At 67.5% G+C, this 21168-nt stretch carries 21 protein-coding genes, 1 tRNA gene and 1 other RNA gene; 19 read left to right on the forward strand and 4 right to left on the reverse strand.

The window, feature by feature from the left end; all coding sequences use genetic code 11:
• Positions 1-44 precede the first annotated feature (44 nt).
• Positions 45-1133, forward strand: a complete 1089-nt coding sequence (locus A605_RS03925) for a YlbL family protein (protein WP_042440047.1) — start codon at positions 45-47, stop codon at positions 1131-1133.
• Here the strand turns inward: A605_RS03925 and A605_RS03930 are convergent, their stop codons facing one another.
• Together A605_RS03930 and A605_RS03935 are read right to left on the reverse strand one after the other, a co-directional pair.
• Positions 1134-1817, reverse strand: coding sequence for a hypothetical protein (locus A605_RS03930; protein WP_015400210.1), 684 nt, complete (start codon positions 1815-1817; stop codon positions 1134-1136).
• Between the two features lie 63 nt (positions 1818-1880).
• Positions 1881-2405 (reverse strand): PPA1309 family protein, encoded by a 525-nt coding sequence (locus A605_RS03935; RefSeq protein ID WP_015400211.1) that lies wholly within the window; start codon positions 2403-2405, stop codon positions 1881-1883.
• 92 nt (positions 2406-2497) lie between these two features.
• Between A605_RS03935 and A605_RS03940 the strand changes: the two genes are divergently transcribed.
• From A605_RS03940 to A605_RS03950, 3 genes are all read left to right on the forward strand, one after another.
• Positions 2498-5494, forward strand: coding sequence for a UPF0182 family protein (locus A605_RS03940; RefSeq protein WP_027004532.1), 2997 nt, complete (start codon positions 2498-2500; stop codon positions 5492-5494).
• 202 nt (positions 5495-5696) lie between these two features.
• Positions 5697-5773 (forward strand) — tRNA-Met (locus tag A605_RS03945).
• Between the two features lie 209 nt (positions 5774-5982).
• On the forward strand, positions 5983-7134 hold the full coding sequence (locus A605_RS03950; protein WP_027004533.1) for a S1 family peptidase: 1152 nt from the start codon (positions 5983-5985) through the stop codon (positions 7132-7134).
• Between the two features lie 70 nt (positions 7135-7204).
• On the opposite strand, the gene hisN is transcribed toward A605_RS03950, so the two are convergent.
• Both hisN and A605_RS03960 read right to left on the reverse strand, forming a co-directional pair.
• Complete coding sequence (gene hisN, locus A605_RS03955) at positions 7205-7987, reverse strand: histidinol-phosphatase (protein WP_015400214.1); 783 nt, start codon at positions 7985-7987, stop codon at positions 7205-7207.
• Positions 7988-8044: 57 nt separating this feature from the next.
• Positions 8045-8896, reverse strand: coding sequence for an inositol monophosphatase family protein (locus A605_RS03960; RefSeq protein WP_027004534.1), 852 nt, complete (start codon positions 8894-8896; stop codon positions 8045-8047).
• Between the two features lie 53 nt (positions 8897-8949).
• On the opposite strand from A605_RS03960, the gene A605_RS03965 reads away from it, so the two are divergent.
• The 15 genes from A605_RS03965 (at position 8950) to A605_RS04030 (ending at position 21166) form a co-directional block, all read left to right on the forward strand.
• Entirely contained in the window at positions 8950-9435 is a 486-nt protein-coding gene (locus tag A605_RS03965; RefSeq protein WP_149029377.1) for a hypothetical protein, read from the forward strand.
• Position 9436: 1 nt separating this feature from the next.
• Entirely contained in the window at positions 9437-10546 is a 1110-nt protein-coding gene (gene prfB, locus A605_RS03970; protein WP_015400217.1) for a peptide chain release factor 2, read from the forward strand.
• Between the two features lie 140 nt (positions 10547-10686).
• Positions 10687-11376 (forward strand): cell division ATP-binding protein FtsE, encoded by a 690-nt coding sequence (gene ftsE, locus A605_RS03975; RefSeq protein ID WP_015400218.1) that lies wholly within the window; start codon positions 10687-10689, stop codon positions 11374-11376.
• A gap of 28 nt (positions 11377-11404) precedes the next feature.
• Entirely contained in the window at positions 11405-12307 is a 903-nt protein-coding gene (ftsX, locus tag A605_RS03980; protein ID WP_015400219.1) for a permease-like cell division protein FtsX, read from the forward strand.
• Positions 12308-12313: 6 nt separating this feature from the next.
• A complete protein-coding gene (locus A605_RS03985) occupies positions 12314-12988 on the forward strand; it encodes a hypothetical protein (protein ID WP_015400220.1) in 675 nt (224 codons plus the stop codon).
• A 25-nt stretch (positions 12989-13013) separates the two neighbouring features.
• The gene (gene smpB, locus A605_RS03990; RefSeq protein ID WP_015400221.1) at positions 13014-13502 is read left to right on the forward strand and encodes an SsrA-binding protein SmpB; all 489 of its coding nucleotides are present in this window, start codon (positions 13014-13016) and stop codon (positions 13500-13502) included.
• A complete protein-coding gene (locus A605_RS03995; RefSeq protein WP_015400222.1) occupies positions 13499-13855 on the forward strand; it encodes a DUF488 domain-containing protein in 357 nt (118 codons plus the stop codon). Before smpB ends, A605_RS03995 begins: the two co-directional genes overlap by 4 nt.
• Positions 13852-14547 (forward strand): SDR family oxidoreductase, encoded by a 696-nt coding sequence (locus tag A605_RS04000; RefSeq protein WP_015400223.1) that lies wholly within the window; start codon positions 13852-13854, stop codon positions 14545-14547. The genes A605_RS03995 and A605_RS04000 overlap by 4 nt, the downstream gene beginning before the upstream one ends.
• A complete protein-coding gene (locus tag A605_RS04005; RefSeq protein ID WP_015400224.1) occupies positions 14547-15521 on the forward strand; it encodes a hypothetical protein in 975 nt (324 codons plus the stop codon). Before A605_RS04000 ends, A605_RS04005 begins: the two co-directional genes overlap by 1 nt.
• An 80-nt stretch (positions 15522-15601) precedes the next feature.
• Positions 15602-15979: a transfer-messenger RNA gene (gene ssrA / locus A605_RS14965) on the forward strand.
• 227 nt (positions 15980-16206) lie between these two features.
• The gene (locus A605_RS04010) at positions 16207-16629 is read left to right on the forward strand and encodes a hypothetical protein (protein ID WP_015400225.1); all 423 of its coding nucleotides are present in this window, start codon (positions 16207-16209) and stop codon (positions 16627-16629) included.
• A gap of 508 nt (positions 16630-17137) precedes the next feature.
• The gene (locus tag A605_RS04015) at positions 17138-18151 is read left to right on the forward strand and encodes a siderophore ABC transporter substrate-binding protein (RefSeq protein WP_015400226.1); all 1014 of its coding nucleotides are present in this window, start codon (positions 17138-17140) and stop codon (positions 18149-18151) included.
• A 123-nt stretch (positions 18152-18274) separates the two neighbouring features.
• Positions 18275-19267 carry an ABC transporter permease gene (locus tag A605_RS04020; RefSeq protein WP_015400227.1) on the forward strand — a complete coding sequence of 331 codons (993 nt, stop codon included), beginning with the start codon at positions 18275-18277 and terminating at the stop codon, positions 19265-19267.
• A 52-nt stretch (positions 19268-19319) separates the two neighbouring features.
• Positions 19320-20414, forward strand: coding sequence for an iron chelate uptake ABC transporter family permease subunit (locus A605_RS04025; protein ID WP_425277964.1), 1095 nt, complete (start codon positions 19320-19322; stop codon positions 20412-20414).
• Positions 20411-21166, forward strand: coding sequence for an iron ABC transporter ATP-binding protein (locus A605_RS04030; protein ID WP_015400229.1), 756 nt, complete (start codon positions 20411-20413; stop codon positions 21164-21166). Before A605_RS04025 ends, A605_RS04030 begins: the two co-directional genes overlap by 4 nt.
• The last annotated feature ends 2 nt before the right edge of the window (positions 21167-21168 follow it).

The following is a 21168-nucleotide window of genomic DNA, read 5'->3' on the forward strand; positions in this document are numbered from 1 at the left end:
GGGGTGGGCAACGCTGACAGCGAACACAGGTACCCTGATCTTCCGTGACCCACCCGAAGACCCACCCGAAGCGACGTCAACAACGTCTGCGGACCCTCGCGTGGGGTGCGGTGCCCGTCGTGGCACTGACCGCGCTGGTGTCCATGGACCACATCCCCGGAACGGAGATCTCCCTGACGGTCCCGTACGCCGCGGAGGGGCCCGGCCCCACCTTCAACACCCTCGGGGAGGTCGACGGGGAACCGGTCGTCGACGTCGAGGGGGTGCCGGTGGACGAGACCTCCGGCAACCTCAACATGACGACGGTGTCGGTGCGCTCCAACATGACGCTCGCTCAGGCGCTGGGCCGCTGGCTGACCACTGACGACACCCTGGTGCCCATCGAGCAGGTATTCCCCCCGAACCGCTCCCCGGAGGAGATCCAGGAGTCCAACCAGCAGGCGTTCACCGCCTCGGAGGCCTCCGCCACCGTCGCCGCGATGAACTACCTCGACGTGCCCATCCAGGTCGCGGTCGTCGACGTGCTCCCGGATTCCGCCGCGGCCGGGCACGTCGAACCCGGCGACGTGGTCACCGCCGTGGACGGCGCGCCCGTCGACATGCCCGGACAGGTGCGCCAGCAGGTGCAGGCGAAGCAGCCGGGCGACGAGGTGGTGCTGGGCCTGGAACGCGACGGCGAACGCATCGACCGCACCGTCACCCTCGGTGAGCATCCGGACGATCCGGCGGTGGCGCTGCTGGGCATCACGATGACCTCCGAACCCACCGAGGACATGTCCGTGGAGTACAACCTCACCGACATCGGCGGCCCGAGCGCGGGGATGATGTTCTCGCTCGCGGTCATCGACAAGCTCTCTCCCGGGGAGCTCAACGGCGGGAAGTTCGTCGCCGGCACCGGCACCATCTCCGAGGACGGGACGGTCGGCCCCATCGGCGGCATCGTGCACAAGGTGCGCGCCGCCGAGGAGATCGGCGCCGAGCTCTTCCTCGCCCCGGCCGCCAACTGCGCCGAGGCCGTCAGCCGCGACCCGGAGGATCTGGTGGTCGCCCGGGTGGAGACCCTCGAGGACGCGATCGAGCAGATGGAGAACTTCGCCGCCGGCGAGGCCGTCGACACCTGCACCGCCAGTTAGCTACTCAGCGGTCTCCGTGGTGGTCTCCGAGGCGTCGGCGTCCTCGGTCGGCTGTGTGACCAGGCCCAGATCATGGATCTGCTCCTCCGGGTCCACCTGGTCGGAGGAGACCATCTGCTGCATGACCAGGCCCTCCTCATTGTCGACGACCGTGATCACCGCCGTGGTGCCCAGCGTCGACCAGCCCACCACCCGGCGGCCGGTGTCCTCGACCACCCGCGAGCTGCGCAGCTCGGTGAGCAGCTGGGTCGTCGACGCGGCCTTGGCGGAGGAGCTGAAGAACTGGAACTGGCCGATCTCGGGGCCGGAGCACTCGAAGGACTTCTCGATGCCGGTGGGGTTGCAGGTCTCGAACTGCTCGAACACCGCCCGCGGTGCCAGCGAGCTGAACTCCTCGTAGACGGGCTCGACCTCGGGACTCATACCTCCGCCGTTCTTGTCCGCCGACGTGGTCGTCTCCTCCGCGGCGGTGTCGGTCGCGGACGTCGTGCTCGTGGGCGCCGACGTGTCCGTGGTGGCCGTCGTGTTCGTCGCCGGGGTCGTCGGGGACGTCGTCGTCTCGGTCGCGGAGGGTGTCTCTCCGCCGGGAGCGGGTTCCTCGCCCGTCCCGCAGGCCACCAGACCGGTGCTCAGCAGCAGGGTTGCTGCGGCGACGGCGAGGCGGGGCAGGCGGGTGGAACTCACGAGGGGATTACTCCTGGGAAGGCGGACGGAACGGATTCCGCGGGGCACGGGTACCCGGTCATTCTAGTCGAGGGCGCCGGGGTCCTGCTCAAGCCCGTAGCGCAGGGCGGCGATGACCCCGGGCGCCACCCCCGGCCCGCCACGCAACTCGATGTCGTCCTCGGCGAAGGGGCCGGCCGCCTCGATCTCCTCCTCGGTGGGGCGCTGCTGCAGCAGCGTCAGCTCGACGTCCTCGGTGCGCAGCACGCCGGAGAACAGCCGTGCCGGACGCGGCTCGGCGTCGTCGGAGGTGTCGCGGAAAAGGATCTCCTGGGCCAGGATCACGCCGCTGACCTGTGCGGGCCACGCCAGCCGGGAGACGTAGTCACCGAGCTCATCGGAGCCGGGGCGCAGGTGGCCGGGCAGGTCCTGGACGACCAGGGTCAGCGGGGCGGCGTCGTCGGGATCGTCGAGCTGGTCGACGAGTAGACGGGACGGCACCAGCGCGAAGAGGCTGGGGGAGGCCTCCCAACCTTCCGCGTGAACGAACTCCACGGCCTCCATCATGGCCTTGTTCAGCGCCTGCGGGGTGGACTCGGGTGCAGTCATGGCCGGGTTCCTCTTGGTCAATCGGGGGTGCAGTTCTCTAGGCTAGGACACTACACCGGTATTTCGTTATCAATAGTGCTTAGGAGCTGGACTTGGCGACCGGCCTTTCTCAACCCTCCCCACCTATGAAACGCCCACCCCGCGTGCTCAGCTGGATCATCGGCATCATCGCCGTCCTAGTGATCGTCGCACCGATGTTCGTGGGCTTCTACACCGACTGGCTGTGGTTCGGCGAAGTCGACTTCCGTGGCGTGTTCACGAAGGTCGTGCTCACCAGAGTCGTCCTGTTCCTGATCTTCGGCCTGCTCGCGGGCCTCATCGTCTGGCTCGCGGGCTTCTTCACGTGGCGTAACCGCCCTGATGACCTCGCGAGCATGGACATGAACTCCCCGCTCCACCAGTACCGCCAGGTCGTGGAGCGATCCGTGAAGGCGCTGCTGATCGGCGTGCCTGTCGTCATCGGCCTGATCGCCGGTTTCATCGGTCAGAGCACGTGGCGCACCGTCATGCTCTTCCTCAACCGGGAGCCCTTCGGCGTCGACGATCCGCAGTTCGGCAATGACCTCGGCTTCTACGCCTTCTCCGTGCCCATGCTGCGACTGCTCGTGGACACCTTCTCCCTGCTGCTGATCATCGCGTTCCTCATCGCGCTGTTCGGCCACTACCTGCTCGGCAACATCCGTATCGGCAACCAGGCCATGGGAGTCAAGGGGCAGGTCGCCAGGGCGGCCCGCATCCAGCTGGCCGTCACCGCCGGTCTGTGGATGCTGCTGCGTGTTGCCAGCTACTGGCTCGACCGCTACGACCTGCTCTACTCGCAGCAGGACATCTTCACCGGCGCCAGCTACACGGACATCAACGCCGTTCTGCCGGCGAAAATCATCCTGATGGTCATCGCCGCGCTCGTGGCCGTGGCGTTCTTCTCCGCCGTGGTGCTCAAGGACCTGCGCATTCCCGGCCTGGCCGTGGTGCTCATGCTCGTCTCCTCGGTGGTCATCGGAACCGCCTGGCCGTTGCTGCTGGAGCGCTTCTCCGTCGCCCCGAACCGGGCGGCCAAGGAGTCCGAGTACATCTCCCGCAACATCGATTTCACCCGGTACGCCTATGGGCTGACCGACGAGAACGTCGACTACCGCGAGAACTGGGGCGCCGAGGGGGCCTCGGACGAGGAGGTCGCCTCCGATGAGGCGACGATCTCCAATATCCGTCTCCTGGATCCGGACATCCTTTCCCCGACGTTCACCCAGATGCAGCAGCTGCGTAACTTCTACGGCTTCCCGGAGACCCTGGCGGTGGACCGCTACGAGGTTGACGGCGAGATGCGCGACTTCGTCGTCGCCGCCCGCGAGATCGACCCGAACGCCCTGCAGGGCAACCAGGCCACGTGGATCAACCGTCACACCGTCTACACCCACGGCAACGGCTTCGTGGCCGCGCAGGCCAACACCGTCGACGAGGCGGCCCAGGACGCCGGCTCCACCCGTGGTGGTTTCCCGGTCTTCACGGTCTCTGACCTGCAGACCAACGCCATCGCGGAGGAGGCCAACGGCGCTGAGGAGCTCGGCATCCAGGTCGATCAGCCGCGCATCTACTACGGTCCGGTCATCGCCTCGGCCGCCGACGGCGCGGACTACGCCATTGTCGGCGCCACCGGCAGCGGTCCGGTCGAGTACGACACGGACAACTCCTCCTACACCTACACCGGTGAGGGCGGCGTCGACATCGGAAACTGGTTCAACCGCACGGCCTTCGCGCTGAAGTACCAGGAGATGAACCTCCTCCTGTCCGACCGTGTCGGCGGCGATTCCAAGATCCTCTTCGACCGTGACCCGCGCCAGCGCGTGGAGAAGGTCGCCCCCTGGCTGACCACAGACTCCAAGACCTACCCGGCGGTGATCGACGGCCGCATCAAGTGGATCGTTGACGGCTACACCACGCTGAGCAACCTGCCCTACTCCGAGCAGACCTCCCTGACGGACACCACGCAGGACGCCCTGAACCCGGACGGCACGAGCCAGCGCCTGATCACCGACAACGTCGGCTACATCCGCAACTCCGTCAAGGCCACGGTCGACGCCTACGACGGCTCCGTGGAGCTCTACGCCTTCGATGAGGAGGATCCGGTCCTCAAGGCGTGGCAGGGAATCTTCCCCGGCACCGTGAACCCGAAGAGCGAGATCTCCGACGAGCTGCAGGAGCACCTGCGCTACCCGGAGGACATGTTCAAGGTCCAGCGAGAGCTGCTGACCCGTTACCACGTGTCCGATCCGCTGGTGTTCTACACCAACGACGCCTTCTGGTCCGTGCCCGGCGACCCGACGGCTCCGGAGGGCCGCCAGGAGCTCGCCCAGCCGCCGTACTACGTGGTCGCCTCCGACCCGGAGACCGCGGAGCCCAGCTTCCAGCTGATCACCCCGTTCCGTGGTCTGCAGCGAGAGTTCCTCTCCGCGCACATGTCCGTCAGCTCCGATCCGGAGGACTACGGCGAGATCACCGTCAGAGTCCTGCCGACGAATACCCAGACCCAGGGTCCGAAGCAGGCCCAGGACGCCATGATGTCCTCGGACCAGGTCGCCCGTGACCGCACCCTGTGGGAGGGCACCAACGACCTGCACAACGGCAACCTGCTGACCCTGCCGGTCGGTGGCGGCGAGATCCTCTACGTCGAGCCGATCTACTCGCAGCGCTCCAACCAGGCCTCGGCCTTCCCGAAGCTGCTGCGCGTGCTCGTGTCCTACAAGGGCCGCGTCGGCTACGCGCCGACCGTCTCCCAGGCGCTGTCACAGGTCGGCATCGACCCACGCGCCGCCCAGGACATCGACATGGTCGACGAGGGCGACGTGGAGCAGCCGACCGAGACCCCGGAGGGCGAGCAGCCCGACGAGGCCGAGGAGACCACCCCGGCCACCCCGCCGGCCGGTGGCGCCGGTTCCGAGGGCGAGGCCATCCAGCGCATCAACGACGCCCTGAGTGACCTCGAGACCGCCCGGAACGGTTCCTTCGAGGAGTACGGCCGGGCTCTCGACGCCCTGGACCGTGCCGTCGAGGAGTACCAGAACCTCACCGGTGAGGCTGCGCCGGTCGAGTAACCGCACCTGCGGAAGTGTCCGCCACCCGGCCCTGGTTGCCGGGTGGCGGACACTTTTGTTCCCGAGGTGTTCCCGCGCGGGGCAGAAAGCGTACTGAGCTGGCGATTTGGGTTAAAAAAGGCTCATGTGTATAGTTACTCATGTCGCCGAGAGAGGTTGTTAAGCAGCCAGGAACGGCGAGGTGAGTTGGAAGATCACCCGACGCGGGGTGGAGCAGCTCGGTAGCTCGCTGGGCTCATAACCCAGAGGTCGTAGGTTCGAATCCTGCCCCCGCTACCAACTTCCACAAGGCCCCCGGACCATACGGTCCGGGGGCCTTGTTCATGTATCCGCCCCCTTCCTCCGGTGCCCGGTCCTGGGACAGGAACCTGATTCGGCCATCCAGAGAGTTTCGGGGACGGAACTTCGGGGTTTTGGCGGGGAAACGACTGCGTGGGACGTAGCATGATGGACAGAGCATTCCGCAGCGCAGAGAAAGTGACCCGCCCATGCGACTTCTGACCTCTCTCAGGAGGATCATCCCCGCCGCACTCCTGGGAGGTGCGCTCGTGGTCGGTGTGCCCGCGGCCACCGCCAGTGAACAGGCGCCCCTGATCGACTCCGCCGCCATCGTCGAGCAGGTGCGTGAGGATCTCGCCGGGGTGGGCATCGACACCGCTCCGGTCGACACCGCCGTGACCGACGCCGTCGACCGGGCGGTGGCATCGATCGTTCCGGAAGCGACCGCCGCGAACACCACCGGGCCGGACAGCGCGGCTGCGGACACCCCGTACGCCCCCGCCACGAACCCGAATCCGCTCGGCCTCGGGCAGACGCCACCGGCGGCCGGGCAACCGGTCAGCCAGGAGACCGGGGCGCAGGCCGCGGAGGGGCAGGTCGCCCAGGTCTCCGATCCCAACTACCGCTGGCGTTCCGACCTGTCCTCGAAGCTGATGGCGGCCAACCCGACCGCGGACCACGTCCTCCACCGCGTGCCCGGCTCCTGGTTCGACGCCCCGCGCATCCCGGAGGAGTCCGTGCTCGCCCAGAACCAGGGCAAGTCCCTCTACGGGCCGGGCACCCCGCTGTACATCGGCGAGTCGAAGATGTGCACCCTCGGCGTGGTGGGCACCGACGCCCAGGGCCGCAAGGTCGGCCTGACGGCCGGCCACTGCGGCGAGCCGGGTGAGCTCGTCGCCTCCGCAGACTCCTGGCAGGTCGGACCGTCCGGCACGGTCGTGGCGTCGAATGCGGCCCACGACTACTCCGTCATCGAGTTCGGCTCCAACGCCGAGCTGACCCGCAGCTACAACGGCGTGACGGTCAACGAGGTCGGCGGCGCCCCCGTCACCCTGGGCCAGCAGCTGTGCAAGCAGGGCGTGGCCACCGGTTTCACCTGCGGCATCACCTGGGCCGGCGACGGGAACACCCAGCTCTCCCAGGTCTGCGCCTCGGTCGGCGATTCGGGCGGCCCCGTGCTCGCCGGTAACCGCCTGGTCGGCCTGGTCTCGGGCGGTTCGCTGCCGGACCCGAACCTGGCGTGCCGGACCCCGCTGCAGGGTGTGCTCTTCATGCCGACGGTGTCGACCAGCATCAACGCGGTGCTCGCCGATCTGGAGGCCTCGGGCGGGCCCGGCGCGGGCTTCGTCCTCGCGGAGTGACGCGGCCGATCAATGAGCACCGGAAAGACCCGGGAGGAACCACATCCTCCCGGGTCTTCCGTATGCCGGTTCAGCGCAGGGCGTCAAGCACCGCGTCGTGCAGGATGCCGTTGGAGGCCACCGCGTCGCCGCCGTGCGGGCCGTCCTCGCCCGCCAGGGAGGTGAATCGGCCGCCGGCCTCGGACACCAGCACCGACAGGGCGGCCAGGTCCCACAGGGAGACCTCGGGCTCCGCGGCGATGTCGACGGCGCCCTCGGCGACGAGGCAGTAGGAGAAGAAGTCGCCGTAGGCGCGCAGGCGCCATGCGGCGTCGGACAGCGAGATGAACTTCTCGCGCAGATCCCGCTCGAGCCAACCGGCCAGGGAGCTGAAGGAGATCGAGCTGTCGGCGAGCTCCGCGACCTCGGAGACCGCCAGGCGCTTCGGGGAACCGCCGTTGAAGGAACGCCACGCCCCGGACTCCTTCGCGGCGTACCAGCGGCGGGTGAGCGCCGGGGCGGAGACGACGCCGACGACGGGCTCGCCGTCGACGAGCAGGGCGATCAACGTGGCCCAGACGGGTACGCCCCGGACGAAATTCTTGGTGCCGTCGATGGGGTCGATGACCCACTGGCGGCCGGAGTGGACGACGTCGCCGCCGAACTCCTCGCCGATGACCGCGTCGGAGGGGCGGGCGTCGGCGAGCTTCTCGCGCAACAGCTCCTCGCAGGCGAGGTCGGCGTCGGAGACGGGGGTCATGTCCGGTTTGGAGTTGACCTGCAGGTCGACAGCCTCGAACCGTTCGAGCGTCACCGAGTCGGCGAGGTCGGCGAGCTCGAGGGCGAAGGCAAGATCATCGGCATAAGTGCTCATGGGCACTCATTCTAGGGAAGTCGCCGGGGGCGGGGAGCCGGAACGTCCGCGCAGGGCTCAGCCGAGCAGTTCCTCGACCTGTCCCACCGCCAGGGGGTTGCCTGCCACGCACCAGGTCACCCCGCCCGCGTCGACCTTGACGGCCCGGCCGCCGGCGCCCTCGACGAGCGCCTTGCCCGGCAGCCAGTCCCAGTCGGCCACGGAGTGCTGCATCCACAGCCCCAGCGAGCCGTCGGCCACCGAACCCAGGTCGACCGAGCCCGCGCCGAGCATCCGCAGGGTGGCGAACTGCGTGGTGACGCCGCGCCAGACCCTCCACACATCCTCGTCGGCGAGCCAGGAGGGGTGCAGGTAGGTGCCGATCGACAGCTGCGCGGTCGCGGTGTCGGTGAGGCGGTCGACGGCCATCCCGTCGCGGATGGTGGCGATCTCCGGGCCACCGAACCAGGTGTAACCCATGGCCGGGCGGTGCACCGCGCCGAAGACCAGCTTCTCCGGCTCCGCGGGTTCCCCCTCGACGAGCGCGAGGGCGGAGCACCAGTAGTCGGAGCCGGACGTGAAGTTGTAGGTGCCGTCGACCGGGTCGACGACCCAGGTGCGCCCCGATTTCGAGGGGCGGTCCGCGCCCTCCTCACCGACGACGCCGTCCTCGGGGCGCAGCATCTCCAGCACTCCGGCGACGAAGGACTCGGCGGCGCGGTCGGCGTCGGTGACCACGTCGGAGACCGAGGTCTTGTAGTCCGTGGTCACGCCCTGCTCGCGCATCCGCCACGCCAGGCGGCCGGCGTTGTAGACGAGCGCCTGGGCGAGGCGCTCGTCGGGGTCGTCGGCGTGGGCGATGACGAAGGTCTTCGTGATCGCGGCGATCATCTCGGTCAGGGAGGCGGCTGGATTGGTCATGGGCTCCATTGTGCCCTGCCGGAGAGGGGAGGGCCGGGCAAGGTACGGCTACTGTGATCCGGATGAACATCGGTCAGTTACTCCTCCTCGCGGTCTTCCTCGGGCCGCCGGTGCTGATTCTGCTGGTCGCCATCCGGCGCGCACCCCGCGGCCGGGAGTACGGGCGGCTGGGGGAGCGGGCCTGTGCGGGGTTGGGCGCGGCGTCGGCACTCGCGCTCATGGCCGCCTGGCTCGCGCCGGGCCTGTCGGCCGGGCGGGATCCCCACCAGTGGGAGGTGGCGGGAATGGCGGTGACGGGCGCGCTCGCCTGCGCGGTGCTGACCTGGTTCGCCCGCCACCCCCGGGCCGGCGGACTCAGCGTGGCGCTGGGCGGCCTCGTCGCCGCCACCGTGGCGTTCTGGGCGGGGGGCGGTGGTGTCGGACTCGACGGGTCAGTCGGGGGTCGGAATGGTCATCGTCATCGTGTGCGCGGGCCTCGGGCTGGGGCTGGTGGCGCTGATCACCGCCGCAGTGCGGGAACAGGTTGCCGGGTAGGTAAGATCGGCTGACATGCGACCGGAAATCTCGTCAGATCTCGACGCCCTCGACGCCACCCTCACCACCATCGAGAAGGTGATGGACCCCGAGGAGATGGCCGCGCGCGTCCGGGAGCTCGAAGCCCAGGCCGCGGACCCGTCCCTGTGGGATGACCCGGACCACGCCCAGAAGGTCACCTCCGAGCTGTCCTCCGTGCAGGGCCGCCTGCGCAAGCTCAGCGACCTGCGCCAGCGCCTGTCCGACCTGCCCGTCATGTACGAGCTGGCCGAGGAGGAGGAAGGCGGCGAGGAGCTGGCCGAGGAGGAGCGCGCCGACCTGCGCGCCGAGATCGAGGCCCTCGAGGTCAAGACCATGCTCTCCGGCGACTACGACCCGCGTGAGGCGCTGATCAACATCCGCTCGGGCGCCGGGGGCGTCGACGCCGCCGACTGGGCCGAGATGCTCATGCGCATGTACACCCGCTGGGCCGAGAAGCACGGCCACAAGGTCGACGTCTACGACATCTCCTACGCCGAGGAGGCGGGCATCAAGTCCGCCACCTTCGTCGTCCACGGCGACTACATGTACGGCCAGCTCTCCGTCGAGCAGGGCGCCCACCGCCTGGTGCGCATCAGCCCCTTCGACAACCAGGGCCGCCGCCAGACCTCCTTCGCCGAGGTCGAGGTGCTGCCCGTCGTGGAGCAGACCGACCACATCGACGTCCCGGACAACGACGTCCGCGTCGACGTCTACCGCTCCTCCGGCCCCGGCGGCCAGTCGGTCAACACCACCGACTCCGCCGTCCGACTGACCCACATTCCCACCGGCATCGTGGTCACCTGTCAGAACGAGAAGTCCCAGATCCAGAACAAGGCCTCCGCCATGCGCGTGCTGCAGGCCAAGCTGCTGGAGAAGAAGCGCCTGGAGGAGCGCGCGGAGATGGACGCCCTGGGCGCCGGCGGCCACGCCTCCTGGGGCAACCAGATGCGCTCCTATGTCCTGCACCCGTACCAGATGGTCAAGGATCTGCGCACCAACTTCGAGGTCAACGATCCCTCCAAGGTCCTCGACGGCGAGATCGACGGCTTCCTCGAGTCCGGCGTCCGCTGGCGTATGGCCCAGCAGCAGGAGGCGGAGGGCTAGCAACCTCCCGGGCGCAACCTGGGCCGGAACACATCCGGCATACATGCCGGTAGGAGCGTTTTCACCGCCTTTTCACAGCCCTCCCGCAGGCTCCCGCCGCCCGTTTCACCCGCCCCACCGGCTTGGGTACGGTGTGTGAGGTGATCACGTTTGACTCCGTCACGAAGGTCTACAAGACCTCGACGCGGCCTGCCCTGGACAACATCTCCCTGAGCATCGACAAGGGCGAGTTCGTCTTCCTCATCGGTCCCTCGGGATCGGGTAAGTCCACGTTCCTGCAACTGCTCATCCGGGAGGAGAACCTCACGGAAGGCGCCCTCCACTTCGCGGACTTCCACGTCAACCAGCTGCGCGGCCGGCAGATCAATGAACTGCGCCAGCGCATCGGCTACGTCTTCCAGGACTTCCGCCTGCTGCCGAAGCTCAGCGTCCACGACAACGTCGCCTTCGCCCTCGAGGTCATCGGCAAGAAGAAGCCCCAGATCGCCAAGGCCGTCCCGGACGCCCTCGACCTGGTGGGCCTGGCCGGCAAGGCCGACCGCATGCCCAACGAGCTCTCCGGTGGCGAGCAGCAGCGGGTGGCCATCGCCCGCGCTTTCGTCAACCGCCCGTTGCTCCTGCTGGCGGACGAGCCGACGGGCAACCTCGACCCGGACACCGCCGACGGGATCATGTCCCTGCTGAACCGCATCAACCGCACCGGCACCACCGTCATCATGTCCACCCACAACGCACGCGCCGTCGACGACATGCGCCGGCGCGTCATCGAGCTCAACCTGGGCAGGCTGGTGCGCGACGACGCCCACGGCGTCTACGGAGAGTCCCGCTAGCAACCGGCGGACGGAAAGGAACGACGGCATGAAACTCGGATTCGTCCTCCGCGAGGCGGTGCGCGGCCTGGGCCGCAACATCACGATGACCATCGCGCTCGTCATCACGACCGCGATCTCGCTGGCGCTGCTGGCCACCGGCTTCCTGGTCACCGGCATGGCCTCCGACACCCGCGACATCTACCTCGACCGCACCGAGGTGATGATCCAGTTCGACGAGGAGACCTCCGCCAGTGATCCGGACTGCTCCTCCGAGGCCTGCCTCGAGGTCCGCAACCTGCTGGAGGAGGCCGACGGCATCGACTCGGTGACCTACCGCTCGCGCGAGGAATCCTACGAGCGTTTCGTCGAGGTGTTCGCGGAGACCGACCCGCTGCTGGTCGCCGAGACCTCTCCGGACGCGCTGCCGGCGGCCCTGCACGTGCGCCTGTCCGACCCGCTCGACCCGTCGCCGCTCGACCCGGTCCGCGATCTTCCGCAGGTGGACACGGTCGTCGACCAGATCGAGGACGTCCGCGGCGCCACCGACAACCTCAATGCGGTGCGCAACGCCACCTTCCTGGTGGCCGCCATCCAGACGGTCGCCGCGATCTTCCTCATCGCCAACATGGTCCAGATCGCCGCGTACAACCGCCGCGACGAGATCTCGATCATGCGGATGGTCGGCGCCTCCCGCTGGTTCACGCAGGCACCGTTCGTCCTCGAGGCGGTGCTGGCCACCCTGGCCGGCGCGGTACTCGCCACGGTCGGCCTGTTCCTGGGCAAGGAGCTCGTCATCGACGACGCCCTGCACAGCCTCTACGCCTCCCGCGTCCTGGCGCCGGTGACCACCAACGACATCTGGGTCATCGCCCCGGTCGTGGCGGTCCTCGGTGTCGTGTTCTCGGCCGTCACCGCGCAGGTGGCGCTGCGGCTCCACGTGCGGAAGTAGTACGCCGTGGAATGGGCGCTGGGACTGTCGACCGGGCCGGGCGGCTTCGGCTCCGCGGTCTCCCTGCGCACCGGCCGACCGGGCGCCGCGCACCTGATCGGGGTGTTCCCCACGATGGCGCGCGCCGTCTCCGCGGCCGCCGCGGCCGCCCCCGACGCGGCGGACGCCCCCGCCAGGGTGGTACTCGTCCACCCCTCCGGCATCCACGCCGATGAACTGGGCCGAGACCTCGGTGACCTCGCGCTCGCCGGCGTGACCGGCGACGACATCGAGCTGCGCAGCGACGTCGAGGTGCTCACCGCCGTCACCGGGGACCGCGTCCTGCTCATCGACGCCGACCGCGACCTGCTCGCGGGGCACCCGGGGAAGACCGCGCCGTTCGACGCCGACCGGCTCGCCGAGCTGGTCGCCAGTGACCCCTTCGGCACGACGGTCGCGCTGACCGGGCACCCCGAGGTCCGCGACCGCTACCATGTGGCGGCGCGGGACTACGCGCCCCTGATCGTCGAACGCCCGGCCCTGGCCGCCCTGGCGCTGGACAATCCGACCACCTCAACGCTGGTGTCCACCCCACGCACCTCGGGCGCGCTCGCCCACCGACCGCGCCGGGCCATGCCCTACCTGCTGGTGATCATCACCGGCCTGGTCATCTTCCTCCTCCTACTTGTCGTTATCGGCTGACCAGCCGGGTAGCATGGAGCGCGATATGGCCAAGAAGAACAAGAAGCCGGGCAGCAACGTCATCGCGACGAATCGCAGGGCCCGCCACGACTACAAGATCCTGGAGACCCACGAGTGCGGCATCGTCCTCGTCGGCACGGAGATCAAGTCGCTGCGTGAGGGCAAGGCCTCGCTGGTCGACGCCTTCGCCACCATCGATGAGGGCGAGGTGTGGCTGCGCAACCTCCACATCCCCGAGTACTCGCACGGCTCCTGGACCAACCACGCCCCACGGCGCGTGCGCAAGCTGCTGCTGCACCGCCGGGAGATTGACTCCCTGCTGGGCAAGGTCCGCGACGGCCGCAGGACACTCGTGCCGCTGTCGCTGTACCTCAAGGACGGCAAGCTCAAGGTGGAGCTCGGCCTCGCCGAGGGCAAGCAGGACTACGACAAGCGCCAGGACATCAAGCGGCGCACCGAGGAACGTGAGGTTGTCCGTGAGCTGGGCCGCCGCGTGAAGGGGGTCAAGGGATGACCGTCCGCTGCGTCAAGGTCCATGATCTGCTGCACGGCGATGCCGGGGCCGGGGGCGCCAGCGTCCTGGTCGACCGGTTGTGGCCGCGCGGGGTGAAGAAGGAGGACCTGCCCCACGACGAGTGGCTCAAGGACGTCGCCCCCTCCCCGGAGCTGCGTACGTGGTTCGACCACGACGCGGAGAAGTTCGGGGAGTTCGCGAAGCGCTACCGTCAGGAGCTCGACGAGGGCAACGACGACGTCGAGAAGCTCGAGCGACTCGCCGAAAACGGTGACGTCACCCTGCTGTACGCCGCGAAGGACCGCGAGATCAACCACGCAGTGGTGCTCGCCGACTGGTTGGAGAAGAAGTGAAGACCGCACTGATCACCGGCGCCAGCCGTGGCATCGGCGCCGCCGTCGCCCGGGAACTCGGGCGCGACCACCGCATTCTCGTCGGAGCGACCACGCAGGAGGGGGCGCAGGCGGTCGTAGACACGCTTGCCGACGCCGCGCCCTTCGTCGTCGATCTGACGGACCCGGCCGCCCTGGCCGAGGCCACCGCCGACATCGACCGGCTCGACGTGCTCGTCCACTCCGCCGGCGTGGCCCCGCACGTCTCCGTAGAGGGGGCCGACCCGGAACAGTGGCGGCAGTCCTTCGGGATCAACGTCTTCGCCGTCGCCGAGCTGACCCGCCTGCTGCTGCCGGCCCTGCGTACTGCCCGCGGCACCGTCGTGGCGATCAACTCCGGTTCCGGCCACCACTCCGGAGCCGGCAACGCGATCTACTCCGGCACCAAGTTCGCGCTGCGTGCCTTCACCGACGCCCTGCGCGAGGAGGAGCTGGGGCGCCTGCGGGTGACCTCCGTGCACCCGGGCCGGGTGGACACCGACATGCAGCGCAAGCTGCAGGCGGACATGGGCAACCACGAGTACGACGGGTCCCGTTACCTGCGTCCCGAGTCGATCGCCGCGGCCGTGCGCCTGGCGGTCGACGCCACCGCGGACGCCACCGTGCAGGAGATCTCCGTTCGTCCGAGCGGCCTGGGGGACGCGCGGGGCTGATGGAGGCCTGGCGTCTGGCGCACCCCGAGTTCGGCGTCGTTGAGGTTCATTTTGCTCCCGTGGAGGAGCTTCGTGAGCTCGATCCGGACTGGCCGGAGGAAGATACCGGCCAGGACGGGGACGAACACGAGGATGCGGGGGAAGGGCCCGAGGGCGGGGCCGCTGAGAGCGAAGCCCCGGAGGAGGGGTACAGCGGCACCATCACCGAGGAACCCCGGGACGGAATCCGCGGAAGGCTCGACGCCGTCGTCCAGCGTTGGGAGGCGGCGAAGGACCGTGGCGTGCTGGTGTCGGTCGACGGTGTGCCGCGTGCGCGGATGAAGTCGGTGTCGTCGACCGTGATCGACATCGACCGGGATCTCAAACCCGGGAAATACTCACCCGGGGTGGCCAAGCGCAACGGCGCTCACCTGAAGGTCTCGGCGAACACGCTCGAGGAGATCCGGGAGATCACCTTCCGTGACGGAAAGGACGTCGTGATCTTCGATCCGCCGGCCGGCTCCCCGGCGGAACGGCGGTACCGGGCGATGGAGGAATCCCCCTGGAAACGGATCGTCTATCCGATCTCCGCCGGCATGGGCAAGGTCGGCTGGGCCATCGCGGTGCTCATCCTGCTGCCGTTCATCCAGCGGCTGGTCAGCTGGTTGCTCGGGCTGTTCCCGGACATTGACTGGCCCGAGATTCCGTGGCCGGACATCAATCTCCCCCAGATCAACCTGCCCAGCATCCCGTGGCCGGACATCAACTGGCCGGACATCACGCTGCCGGGCTGGGTGCTGTGGATGCTCGACAACACGAAGTTGTGGGTGCCGATTGTGATCGGCGTCGTGGTCGGGATCATGGCGGTGCGCACCGCCCGGAAATCCCGGCGGACCCGACAGAAGTGGTCGACCGGGGATGCGGAAAAGGGCACGGAAAAAGACGGGGAAAATGAGGGGGAAGAGGACGGGGGCGGAACAAAAGCGCAGGACTGAGGGGGTTGCGCTCAAGGAATTCGCGCGCTAGTATGTGAATCCTCCACCGGGAAAAGGTACGCACCCGCCCGGAGGAATGCGGGGCTGATTTAGGTTTCGACTTCGTATATTGAGCCAGGGGAAGCGTGCCGGTGCAGGCTGAGGACCACCGTAAGCGTCGCAGCAAACTGATAAGCGCCGAGAACACTCAGCGCGACTACGCCCTCGCTGCCTAATCCAGCGACCGCGTGTCTGTCAGACCGGGTTTGCCTCTGACCCGGATCCTGGCATCGACTAAGGGGCTTGCCGGTCAGCCGCGTCAGCGGGGCTGATCGGGACTCCTACCGCTGACTGGGCCCATCATCCGGGACGAGTTCGTCCGAGCCGGAGGGCCGAGCAGAGATCCAGCGCGAACTGCGCACGGAGAAGCCCTGGCGAGGTGACGAAGGACCCGGGTTCAATTCCCGGCAGCTCCACCAACGGCCCCCCACCTGTTCATCCAGGTGGGGGGCGTTTTTATGCCCTTTTCCCGGTTGCGTCGGTTGTTCCGGGGCCGATGACGGGTGTGCCCGCATTGCATTCTTTGCCGAGGTCGGCTCTCGACGGGGGGAGGGGGCCACCGGGCTCCGGCACTTGGCTTTCCCGAAATCGGGGACTAAGGTAACGGTCGCTTAATGTGTATGCATCAACAAACCGAGGAGTCCTGATGTCCAAGCTGTCCAACCTCTTCCTCCGCGGCATTTCCGGCGCCTACATCGCCAACTCGGGCGTCGGCAAGATCGGTATGCCCGCCGAGGCCTCCGCCGGTGTCCAGCAGTACGCCGCCACCGGTGTCCCCTTCGTCAAGGCGATCCCGGCCGACAAGTTCGGCACCGTCCTCGGCGCCGCTGAGGTGGGCCTGGGTGCCCTGCTGGTGGCCCCGTTCGTCTCGAACCGGGTCGCGGGTGCCGGCATGACCGCCTTCTCCGCCGGCCTGCTGTCCCTGTACTTCGCCAATCCGGAGAACACCCACAAGGACGGCATCCGTCCGACCGATGAGGGGCTGAGCCTGTCCAAGGACTTCTTCATGCTCGCCATCGGCGGTGCCCTCCTCTTCGACAGCAAGGGCAAGAAGAACGAGAAGAAGTAGTTCGAGGCCCGAGGCGTTCAGCTTCGATTTAGCTCCCTCCGCCCCCGGAACCCTGTGGTTCCGGGGGTTTCGTCATCCGTGGATGCGGTGACGGGGAGTGCGGAGTGCGCCCGGGTATCCCTACGCCCGGACAGGGGGGGGGGCGGGCGCGATCGCTTCCGGTGCATCGTCCGGTCGTGGGGAAGCGGGGGAGGAGTTAGGGGTATTCCCCGGTATTGAATCGGGGTTGACACCCGAATCGCCAGGTGAGGGGAGTGGTGGGCCTGGCAACGTGGGAAAGGGGTGTTGTGGGTTACACGTCTGGGGGTAAGGTGATGCAAAGCTAACACCCCCGCCCGAGAGGCGGAAACCCTTCCCCACCTCATGGTTCGGGGAAAATGGGCTCCTTCAGGTGCATATTTGCTGAGAATAGGTTTGGCTTGCCTGAAGGTCGAATGTACACTCCCGAGTTAAGGTACCCTAACCTAACGGGGGGTGCCGCCTTCTTGTTCGGACCGTAAAGGAAATCATGGCAAAGATTCGTTACACCCTCGCCGCAGTCGTCGCCACCACGGGCCTCGTGCTCGGCGCCTGCAGTTCCACCGAGGACACCACCTCGGAAGACACGAGCGCCGCCGCCTCCGAGGCGTCGACCATCACCGTCGAGGACAACTACGGCACCCAGGAGATCACCCTGCCTGTTGAGGACGTCGCCTCCACCGACAACCGTACTTTCGAGGTGCTCTCCCAGTGGGGCGTCGACCTCGTCGCCGCTCCGCAGTCGCTGGTTCCGTTCACCGTCGAGGAGTACAAGACCTCCGAGGACATCATGGACATCGGCAACCACCGCGAGCCGGACCTCGAGGCCCTCACCGCGGCGCAGCCCGACCTGATCGTCAACGGCCAGCGCTTCAGCCAGTACTACGAGGACATCAAGGAGCTCAACCCTGACGCCGCCATCGTCGATTTCGAGCCGCGGGACGGTGAGCCGCTGGGCGATGAACTCAAGCGCCAGGTCACCGAGCTGGGCAAGATCTTCGAGAAGGAGGACGAGGCCGAGCAGCTCGTCGCCGACTTCGACGCCGCCGTCGAGCGTGCCAAGGCCGCGTACAACCCGGAGCAGACCGTTATGGCCGTCAACGTCTCCGGCGGTGAGATCGGCTACCTCGCCCCCTCCGTCGGCCGCACCTTCGGTCCGATCTTCGACATGCTCGGCCTGACCCCGGCCCTCGAGGTCTCTGACGCCACCAGCAACCACCAGGGTGACGACATCTCCGTGGAGGCCATCGCCGAGTCCAACCCGGACTGGCTGTTCGTGCTCGACCGTGACGGCGGCACCAACACCCGCACCACCGACGAGTACACCCCGGCCCAGACGGTGATCGAGGAGAACCCGGCCCTGGCCAACGTGTCCGCCGTTCAGGACGGCCGCGTCGAGTTCGCCCCGCAGGACACCTACACCAACGAGTCCATCATCACCTACACCGAGATCCTGAACCAGCTCGCCGACGCCTTCGAGGCGGCCGGCGAGAACCAGGAGTAGCACCAGTCGCGCAGGTGATCAGCCTCTGAGCCGACAAACCCGGTGGCCGAAATGGGCCCCGGGTTCGTGTCTTGTGAGGGTCACCTGAGAGACTGGAGGAAAACAAGCAGGGAAGGAGCGGCGATGACCGCGACACAGCCGGTGGAGCCGCGGCAGGCGAGTACCAGACGGCGACTTTTTGACTGGCGGCTGCTGCTGGGGCTGGTCGTCGTGCTCGCGCTGCTCGCCGCCAGTCTGCTGACCGGGCAGTATGACGTCTTCGGTGCCGAGGACGGGGCGTCGATGTTCGCCATCACGCGGATCCCGCGGACCATCGCCCTCGTGCTGGCCGGCGCCGCCATGGCGATGTCGGGACTGGTCATGCAGCTGCTGACCCAGAACCGCTTCGTCGAGCCGACGACCACGGGCACCACGGAGTGGGCCGGTCTCGGACTGCTGTTCGTCATGTACTTCATCCCGGCGGCGACCATCCTGGAGCGGATGCTCGGCGCCGTGGTGTTCTCGTTCATCGGCACCATGGTCTTCTTCATGTTCCTGCGCCGGGTGACGCTGCGGTCGTCGCTGATCGTGCCCATCATCGGCATCATGCTCGGTGCCGTGGTCAGCTCGGTCTCCACGTTCTTCGCGCTGCAGACCGACATGCTCCAGAACCTGGGCGTGTGGTTCGCCGGCTCCTTCACCTCCGTGATCCAGGGGCAGTGGGAGGTGCTGCTGGTCGTCCTGTTCGTCGTGGTCGCAGTGTTCTTCTTCGCCGACCGGCTCACCGTCGCCGGCCTGGGCGAGGAGATCGCCACCAACGTCGGACTGAACTACAACCGCATGGTGCTCATCGGCACCGGGCTGATCGCGATCGCCACCGGCGTGGTCACCGTGGTCGTCGGTAACCTGCCCTTCCTGGGGCTGATCGTGCCGAATATCGTCTCGATGTTCCGCGGTGATGACCTGCGCTCCAACCTGCCGTGGGTCTGTCTGCTGGGCATCGGCATCGTCACCGCCTGTGACCTGATCAGCCGCATCATCATCGCCCCGTTCGAGATCCCCGTCTCGGTGATCCTGGGAATCATCGGAGCGGTCGTCTTCATCTCCCTGATCGTGAGGCAGCGTCGCCGTGGATAAGCATTTTGACCGTTACGTCGAGAACATGGTGGACGAGGCCACCGCGGACGGTGTGGAGAACTACCTGCGGGAGGAGCCCGCCGACGCCCGTCGCTATGAGCGCGTCGAGGAGTCCTGGCCGCAACCGACCACCCGGCCCGAGCCCGAGCGCAGTGCCGGCGCCTTCCAGACCGCGAAGGCCGCGCGTAAGTACTGGATCTTCCTGGGCAGCATGGGCGCCGCGGGCCTCCTGTTCGCCTTCGGCCTGCTGGCGTGGGGCAACCCGATGCCGTTCGGCACCGAGCAGTTCTGGCTGATCGCTGAACGCCGCATGGACGCCGTGATCGCCATGGCGGTCGTGGCCCTGTGCCAGGCGGTGGCCACCGTCTGCTTCCAGACGGTGACGAACAACCGCATCATCACGCCGTCGATCATGGGCTTCGAGTCCCTCTACACCGCGATCCACACCTCGACGATCTACTTCTTCGGCGCAGCGGGCCTGGTCGCCGCCCGCACGACCGAGACGTTCCTCGTCCAGCTGGTGCTGATGGTGGGACTGTCGGTCGTCCTGTACTCGTGGCTGCTGACCGGGCGTCACGCGAACATGCACGCGATGCTGCTCGTCGGCATCATCATCGGTGGCGGTCTCGGCTCGGTGTCCACATTCATGCAGCGCATGCTCACCCCGAGCGAGTTCGACGTGCTCACCGCCCGGCTGTTCGGCTCCGTCAACAACGCGGACCCGGAATACTATCCCATCGCCATCCCACTCGTGCTCGTCGCCGCCGGGCTGATCTACCTCAACTCCCGCAAGCTCAACGTGCTGGCGCTGGGACGCGACACCGCGACCAACCTGGGGCTGAACCACAAGTTCCTGTCCATCGCCGTTCTCGTTCTCGTCGCCGTGCTCATGGCGGTGTCCACCGCGCTGGTCGGGCCGATGACCTTCCTCGGTTTTCTTGTGGCGACCCTTGCCTACCAGTTCGCCGACACCTACGATCACCGTTATCTGTTCCCCATGGCGGTGGTCACGGCCTTTGTGGTGCTCACAGGCTCTTATTTCGTGATGAACCACATCTTCTACGCGCAGGGCGTCGTCTCGATCATCATCGAACTCATCGGCGGTTCCGTGTTCCTCTTCGTCATCCTCAGAAAGGGTCGACTGTGATTACGCTGACCAATGTCCGCAAGGAGTACAACAGCGAGGTCTCCATTGGCCCCGTGAACCTGGAGATCCCCGCCGGCGGCATCACCTCGCTCGTCGGACCCAACGGTGCGGGCAAGTCGACGCTGCTGACGATGATCGGCCGTCTGCTCGGCATGGACTCCGGCGACATCAAGATCGCCCAGTACGACGTGTCGACCACGAAGTCGAAGGACCTGGCCAAGATCCTGTCCATCCTCCGCCAGGAGAACCACTTCATCACCAAGCTGACCGTGCGTCAGCTCGTGGGCTTCGGTCGCTTCCCGTACTCCCAGGGTCGTCTGACCGCCGAGGACGAGAAGATCATCTCCCGTTACATCGACTTCCTGCACCTGACCGAGCTGGAGGACCGCTACCTCGACCAGCTCTCCGGCGGTCAGCGTCAGCGTGCCTACGTCGCCATGGTCCTGTGCCAGGAGACGGATTACGTTCTGCTGGATGAGCCGCTGAACAACCTGGACATCGCCCACTCCGTCCAGATGATGCAGCACCTGCGTTCCGCGGCGCAGGAGTTCGGCCGCACCATCATCGTCGTGCTCCACGACATCAACTTCGCCGCCCGGTACTCCGACTTCATCTGTGCGGTGAAGTCCGGCGAGATCGTGGAGTTCGGCACCCCGGAGCAGGTCATGCAGGATCACATCCTCACCGATATCTTCAACACCCCGGTCAAGGTCATCGAGGGCCCGGACGGGCTGCTGGCCTGCTACCACTAGGT

This window comes from Corynebacterium halotolerans YIM 70093 = DSM 44683 (assembly GCF_000341345.1).
GTDB classification, from domain to species: Bacteria; Actinomycetota; Actinomycetes; order Mycobacteriales; family Mycobacteriaceae; genus Corynebacterium; species Corynebacterium halotolerans.